This window comes from Flavobacterium sp. (assembly GCF_029242675.1).
Classification (GTDB): domain Bacteria; phylum Bacteroidota; class Bacteroidia; order Flavobacteriales; family Flavobacteriaceae; genus Flavobacterium.
Genome location: NZ_JAQWTM010000343.1, coordinates 1 through 6,688, shown reverse-complemented (window position 1 = coordinate 6,688; position 6,688 = coordinate 1). Strand labels below are relative to the sequence as shown.

7 protein-coding genes are annotated in these 6,688 nt (G+C 36.9%); 4 read left to right on the top strand and 3 right to left on the bottom strand.

Annotated elements, in window-relative coordinates; all coding sequences use genetic code 11:
- Window positions 1-200: 200 nt before the first annotated feature.
- From P8M54_RS12540 to P8M54_RS12530, 3 genes are all read left to right on the top strand, one after another.
- Window positions 201-1,319, top strand: a complete 1,119-nt coding sequence (locus P8M54_RS12540) for a hypothetical protein (RefSeq protein ID WP_300288252.1) — start codon at window positions 201-203, stop codon at window positions 1,317-1,319.
- 75 nt (window positions 1,320-1,394) lie between these two features.
- Entirely contained in the window at window positions 1,395-2,858 is a 1,464-nt protein-coding gene (locus P8M54_RS12535; RefSeq protein WP_300288251.1) for an AAA family ATPase, read from the top strand.
- Window positions 2,859-2,988: 130 nt separating this feature from the next.
- Window positions 2,989-3,546, top strand: a complete 558-nt coding sequence (locus tag P8M54_RS12530; RefSeq protein ID WP_300288249.1) for a 2OG-Fe(II) oxygenase family protein — start codon at window positions 2,989-2,991, stop codon at window positions 3,544-3,546.
- An 84-nt stretch (window positions 3,547-3,630) separates the two neighbouring features.
- On the opposite strand, the gene P8M54_RS12525 is transcribed toward P8M54_RS12530, so the two are convergent.
- Complete coding sequence (locus P8M54_RS12525) at window positions 3,631-4,338, bottom strand: GYF domain-containing protein (protein WP_300288248.1); 708 nt, start codon at window positions 4,336-4,338, stop codon at window positions 3,631-3,633.
- A 194-nt stretch (window positions 4,339-4,532) separates the two neighbouring features.
- Window positions 4,533-5,093, bottom strand: a complete 561-nt coding sequence (locus tag P8M54_RS12520) for a DUF6642 family protein (protein WP_300288247.1) — start codon at window positions 5,091-5,093, stop codon at window positions 4,533-4,535.
- A 238-nt stretch (window positions 5,094-5,331) separates the two neighbouring features.
- On the opposite strand from P8M54_RS12520, the gene P8M54_RS12515 reads away from it, so the two are divergent.
- The gene (locus P8M54_RS12515) at window positions 5,332-5,979 is read left to right on the top strand and encodes an SOS response-associated peptidase (RefSeq protein WP_300288246.1); all 648 of its coding nucleotides are present in this window, start codon (window positions 5,332-5,334) and stop codon (window positions 5,977-5,979) included.
- Window positions 5,980-6,061: 82 nt separating this feature from the next.
- On the opposite strand, the gene P8M54_RS12510 is transcribed toward P8M54_RS12515, so the two are convergent.
- Window positions 6,062-6,559: a helix-turn-helix domain-containing protein gene (locus P8M54_RS12510; RefSeq protein WP_300288244.1), complete on the bottom strand. Its 498-nt coding sequence runs from the start codon at window positions 6,557-6,559 to the stop codon at window positions 6,062-6,064.
- Window positions 6,560-6,688: the final 129 nt, after the last annotated feature.

Genomic DNA, 6,688 nt, shown 5'->3' with positions numbered 1-6,688 from the left:
GTGATGGAAGCGGAAATCCCGTGCTTTTTTGGCGCGGATTGGGAGTTGACAGCACGACCTCGTTAATTCAACATATCCGTTGAAACGAACGGTTGTGAACGAGGGCACGCCCAAATGGTTTGTACCTTAAAAACTTGTTTTAACTAAAAATTAATAATCGTTTTTTGAGAACCGCTTTAAAAAGACCTAATTTTATGATTATGAAAAACGATTATAAAAAAGGATTTTATTTTAAGCAATACGAGGCGCCGTTTCAGTCTCCTTTTGATCGGCTTTTTGGAATTTTTAAAGAGTTAATCACCCATACCTCAGGGGATTTTGATGAGGCAATTGATTGGTTGCGTGAACTAGATAAGGAGTATAAATTGACCGATGCTAACTATACCATCGAGGACTTTATTGAAGACTTAAAGAAGAAAGGCTACATTAAAGACGAGGTCAGAGAAGATGGAAGCGGAGGTTTAGGAATTACCGCTAAAACAGAAAGAGCGATACGTCAGGCTGCTTTAGACCAAATTTTTGGTAATTTAAAGCGCTCCGGAAATGGGAATCATAAAACCAAACACGCAGGTAACGGCGATGAGCACACGGGAGAGTTTAGAGAATTTCATTTTGGTGATGGTCTCGAGCGTATTTCCTTGACAGAGAGTTTGCGAAATGCACAAATTAATAACGGTGTGGCTGATTTTATGCTGACTGAGAATGATTTGGTTGTCGAAGATACCCAGTACAAAGCCCAAATGAGTACCGTGCTCATGATCGATATTAGCCACAGTATGATTTTGTATGGTGAAGACCGAATTACGCCTGCTAAAAAAGTAGCGATGGCACTTGCGGAACTTATTACGACCCGTTACCCCAAGGATACACTCGATATTTTGGTTTTTGGGAACGACGCTTGGCCTATTGCCATTAAGGATTTACCGTATTTAAAAGTGGGTCCGTTTCATACGAACACTGTGGCTGGATTGCAATTAGCTATGGATTTATTGCGTAGAAAACGAAATACCAATAAGCAGATTTTTATGATTACGGATGGTAAGCCGAGCTGTGTGCGCGAAAAAGACGGTTCCTATTATATGAACAGTAATGGCCTCGACGAGTACATCGTAGATAAGTGCTATACGCAGGCGCAACAAGCTAGGAAGTTGCATATTCCTATAACGACCTTTATGATTGCGAATGATCCTTATTTGCAAAAATTTGTCAATAAATTTACCGAAGCCAATCAAGGGAAAGCATTTTACACAGGATTGAAAGGTCTTGGAGAGATGATTTTTGAAGATTACGAAAGCAACCGTAAAAAGAGAATTAAATAAAAGTAATAGAGCGATACAATTAGTCTGATAGTAAAATAGACTACAAATTTGCCCCTGAGGCACTAAATTAAAAACATGAAAATAGAAAACATAAAAACTTTAGGCGAATTAAAAGCCGCAGGTTACCAATCTCAAAGTATTAAAGAAGAATTACGTAACAATCTTAGAGATAAAATTAAATCAGGGAAACCTACATTCGAAGGAGTTCATGGTTTTGAAAACACCGTGATTCCGGAGTTAGAGCGTGCTATTTTATCGCGTCACAATATTAATTTATTGGGTTTGCGTGGTCAAGCCAAAACGAGATTGGCCCGCAAGATGATTGAGTTATTAGACGAATACATTCCGTTTGTGACCGGTTCAGAGATTAATGACGATCCGTTTCATCCTATTTCTCGCTTTGCCAAAGACTTGATTGCGGAGCAGGGTGATGCGACACCAATCTCGTGGTTGCACCGTTCCGACCGCTTTTTTGAAAAATTAGCGACTCCTGATGTTACCGTAGCCGATTTAATTGGGGATATTGATCCCATTAAAGCAGCGAATTTAAAATTATCGTATGCTGATGACCGTGTGATTCATTTCGGAATGATTCCGCGTGCCAATCGCAGCATTTTTGTCATCAATGAACTTCCGGATTTACAAGCGAGAATCCAAGTTGCTTTATTCAATATTTTGCAAGAAGGAGATATTCAAATTCGTGGTTTTAAATTGCGTATGCCGTTAGACATGCAGTTTGTATTTACAGCCAACCCTGAGGATTATACCAACCGTGGAAGTATTGTTACGCCATTAAAAGACCGTATCGGTTCTCAAATTCTTACGCATTACCCAGAGACAGTTGCGATTGCAAGAACTATTACGTCTCAAGAGGCAAAATTAGATCCATCGCAAAGTGACACTGTTTATGTGCCATCACTAGCTAAGGATTTGCTGGAGCAAATCAGTTTTGAAGCTCGTGATAGCGAGTATATCGATAATAAAAGTGGTGTGAGTGCGCGTATGAGTATCACAGCCTATGAAAATTTATTGAGTACAGCTGAACGTCGTGCATTGAAAGCAGGAGTTGATAAAACCACCGTTCGTTTGTCTGATTTTATGGGGATTATTCCTGCTATTACTGGTAAAGTGGAGTTGGTGTATGAAGGAGAGCAAGAGGGAGCTGCCTTTGTAGCGCAGAATCTTATTGGATCAGCGATTCATACTTTTTTCCCAGGTTACTTTCCTAAGATCGAAAAATTAGAGAAGCCCAATGAAAAAACAGCATATTCCGATTTAATAGAATGGTTTTTTGCTGAAAGCGGATTTGAATTGTTAGACGATAGCTCTGATGAAGAATACGAGCGCATTTTAGGTGCGATTGTACCGTTGGAGATTTTAATCAAAAAGTACCAACCTGAATTACCTAAAGAAGATCGATTTTTCATGAAAGAATTTATTTTGTGGGCACTAGTTGAATACAATAAATTAAGCAAAGACAGAATTTCTGAAGGATATCAGTTTAAAGACATCTACGGAAGTTATATTAGTAAATTGTAACGCATTAAAGTTGCTTTTAAAAAGGATTCAGGTTCATTTCTGGATCCTTTTTTTTATGCAAATGCTTTCTTAGTACTAACTATATTTAGCAAACAACCCTTTCTAATTCTTTTTCGTCTACCTTGCCCTGTTGGCATCACTTTCGGCCAACGGAAATTCCATGGAAAACAGCTTTGAAGCTTTGATTGCCTCTTATTTAGAGAATAAGGTAGGGCTATGCGAACATTTTTTAAGCGATGAGCTAGCCAATAATTTAAAGAAACACCTAATAACCTTACAAAAGCAAGATTTGCTAGTCGAAGCTGGCACTGGGAATTCAAATGTCATTGCGTATGATAGTGCGGTGCGAAGTGATTCGATTTATTGGTTGGATAAAAAGCACAATAACGAATTCGAAAATGCTTTTTTTGTCCAAATTGAAGCTTTTATTGCCTATTTAAATGAGAGCTGTTATACCGGAATTACAGGTTATGAATTTCATTATTCGTTATATGAAAAAGGAGATTTTTACTTAAAGCATTTGGATCAATTTCAAACCAACTCTAGCCGAAAATATTCGATGATCAGTTATTTAAATCAAGATTGGAAACCAGCAGATGGTGGCCAATTACTGATTCATCAACTAAATAACAACCAAATGATTGCTCCCACACAGGGGAAGACCGTTTTTTTAAAAGTGATGAATTAGTGCATGAGGTTTTAGTAACGCAAGCGACTCGTATGAGTATCACGGGCTGGCTAAAATGTGACTAATGCTATGAAAGGCGCTAGGTTAGTGAACCGTTTCTAATTGCAAGTACAAGCGATTCAATTCGCTTTCTAGGTCGTCAATTTCTTTTTTCAAGACTAGTATTGCATTTTGGGCTGCACTAATTTGATCGGATTTTGCTTCTTCGGATCGTAATATTTTGAATTTTTTGGTTGCTGATAAATCGACATCCGCAGCGGTGAGTTCTCTTTTCTTTTCGATCAGTAACGCCTTAACCTCAACCAACCGATTGTTAATCGAATCTTTTTTAAAAGTTTTGTTGTTTTCTGCAGCTATTTTATTTTGAATTTCATCCTGAATGCGTTGCTCAATGTCGGCTTTTTGCTCCACTTGAACTTTTTCGTTGGCAAGCTCGGTTTGGCGGTTTCTTTCTTCTATAATGCTTCTTCTATTATTCTGAATAATAGTAAGTACAACAATAAATAGCATGATAGCGACAAACGCTACGACTAAAACAAAATGACTTTTTTTGAGTCCTAGAATAGATCTGGCTTCTGTAATTATGGGAGAACTAGATTCTTGAACTGGCTTAATGGGAGGGGGAACAACCTGAAACAGAAATTGTAATTCTGCCATTTCTCCAGCGTATTTCCACTCATCCATGCCATTGTACCACACTAAAGTCGCTCGGCTTATATCCTGCAACTTTAATTCTTCGATCGTAAATGGACCTCCATTTTCATTTCCGTTGTTGATGAAATAGGTTTTCATTGGCGTATAATTAACTTTCTACAATATAACGCAATAGTACGACTTATAGTTTCTAAAAAACAATTCAAATAAAGTTTATCTGGTGAAAAGTTTAAAAAAGTAATTACATTAGGTAAAACAAGCTAATCGATCCATTTAAATTGCTTAGAGAATGCAGGAATGACTATAAAAACATTGAGTTCTTGCTTACTTGACTAATAATACAATCTGAAGTCGAGTAATTTGCACAAGGCATAATGTTTTTGATGCAACTCCTCGACAATGGCAACCAAATCATCATCTTCTTCACACAAGCTAAAAAAGGCTTTGTCAAGATGAATACTGCTCAGTGTATGTAGCGATTCGCCATAACCGGATATCGCTTTGGCATTCGTCACATCAAGAAAATACTGCGCTTCGTCTTGGCTTAAATCCAGTACTTTTTTATTGGAAAAATGAACAATCTTACCTCGTAGTTTTCCTTCAAACAATTCGGCTATTTCTTCCAAGCTATAATAGTAGTCATGCAAGCAAATATTGTTTTCTTGGCCTGGCATGACCAAATAAATGATGACATAATCCTTAAAACTATGATCGTCATACAGCAAAGCGCCCAAACTTTCCTCCAGTCCTTCGATGGTGTCACAACTTTTGTAAATACTGGCTATATTGTGATCAACGGCTAGTATTTCTAGGTTTTTGACCGTTTCGGTTTTGGTATTAACCTCGATATCTGGAACTCCTTCTAAACAGAAAATAAAATTTTCTTCTTCCATTCTTTTGTAATTGGTGCGTATTGTTTAATCACAAAAATAAAATAATAAAACGAAAACAGCTGTTCAACGAACCAAAGAAGTATGTTAAATTATTGGATGTAATCACATCCCCTTCTTATCAGTTTGATGGTATCAGTGCAGCTACTAAACAGGAATTTTAGTTAGGTGTAGGATTTTTTTAACTATTTATCTTTAAATTTGAGAACCGCTATTGCTCCATCATTTTAAAAATTCAACTATGTGTTTCCATACCATTCAAAACAAACTCTCTAAACAAATAGAAAAGCGTTTCAAAGCTACAATTAGTGATGAAAGTCTGTTTGCCACTAGCGAACACAACAATGGTTTTACCTTTCCGAAAACGCCTATTATTACCAATAAAAATCTCGAAAGTATTGAGCATTACAATTGGGGTTTAATTCCTAGCTGGGCCAAAGACGATCAAATCAAAGCCATGACGCTCAATGCCCGAATTGAAACCGTGGCTGACAAGCCATCTTTTAAGGACGTAATCAACCAGCGTTGTTTAATAATTGCCACTGGTTTTTATGAATGGCAATGGCTTGACGCCAAAGGGAATCATAAAGTGAAATACCAAATAGGAATTGAAAACGATGCCCTTTTTTCGTTTGCTGGCTTGTACTCGCATTGGACCGATACCCGAACGGGAGAAATCAAAAATACCTACACCATGCTAACCACAGCAGCTAATCCTTTAATGGCCGAAATTCACAACCATAAAAAGCGAATGCCTATTATTTTGCAACAAGAAGATGAGCACCGATGGCTTAATAATGCGTCCATTCAGGATTTTGCTTATCCGTATGAGGCAGATTTGGTGGCACGGAAAATAGATAATGATTTGGCTCCGTTGTTGTTGTTTTGATTTTTGTGAAATGCTATTTGCTAATACATTAATTGTGGCAAAATTTCTTGCATTGAATTGTTTACAGTTGAATAGTATAACATTACGCTTTTTCTTTGTTTTTATGGACAGTATAGAGTTTGCGTGAATTTGATTCAAGGGCAGCTTTAATCAGGTCATTTTTATAGAAACGTTTGATTTCTTCTTTTTCACTATCATTTCCTCGTTCGAATATCCTAAGAATAACCGCTTTACTTTGTTTCTGCCAATCAATTGTAGCAATGTCAGTGTCCCAGAATAACACTTTTCTTAGAATGTTTAAGTTTGGAGTTTCTTGTTTTGTTTTACTTTTTTCTGCTTGAATATCATAATAGGTTTGTAGTAAAGCAAGAGAACCTTCTTCCAAATTTAGCTTTTCTTCAATTTTCAATGCTAGAGCTATATTAAGTTTTCTTCTTCCTTTTGTAATTGCGTTTAAAGTTTGTGGATGCTCCCCAATAGAAAGAGCAAAAGGACCTTGCGAAATCGCTCTCTTACTTAGTAAGCGTTCCACAATTATCCCGGGATGAATGCCTTTGTATTTTTCAATAAATGTGCTCATATTACAAGTATAAACAATTTTGTTTACATTTTTTTTTAAGATTTGTTATTTGCATTGAGCGGTTACTTCCCAATACAAAAGTTAGCAAATATATTCCCCAACAACTCATCTGTAGAAATTTCCCCTGTT